Source organism: Rhizobium ecuadorense, from assembly GCF_001187535.1.
Taxonomy (GTDB): domain Bacteria; phylum Pseudomonadota; class Alphaproteobacteria; order Rhizobiales; family Rhizobiaceae; genus Rhizobium; species Rhizobium ecuadorense.
This window is the reverse complement of record NZ_LFIO01001190.1, coordinates 1-316: the sequence shown is the minus strand read 5'-3', so window position 1 is coordinate 316 and position 316 is coordinate 1. Positions and strand designations below refer to the sequence as shown.

Annotated in this window: 1 protein-coding gene; it reads right to left on the bottom strand. The window is 57.3% G+C overall.

All coding sequences use genetic code 11. The features are described from left to right. Positions 1-316 (bottom strand): class I tRNA ligase family protein (locus AF337_RS25430; RefSeq protein WP_049734319.1); only part of this gene is annotated, 316 nt, incomplete at both ends.

The following is a 316-nucleotide window of genomic DNA, read 5'->3' as shown; positions in this document are numbered from 1 at the left end:
GGAGCAGCACTCCGGCAGACAGGAGTATCGCTGGCCAGTAAATCGCGTGAAACTTGGAAATTTCCTTGCCGACAAAGTGGGAGGGTTCGCCTTGCTGTGCCCAGTTTCGCCAGAACAGGGTTTCGTCGGAACCGTAATCGAGCCTTCTGAGATAGTTCGCCAGAGCATCGAACCAGACATAGATAACGTCGTTGCTCCCAGGCACGGGCACGCCCCAGCCGCCTGCTCGTTCAGCACTACGCGACACGCTGATGTCCTCTAGTCCCCGCCGAAGCCTTCGACTTTCTTCTTCCGTCAGCGGATAACGACTGGGTTC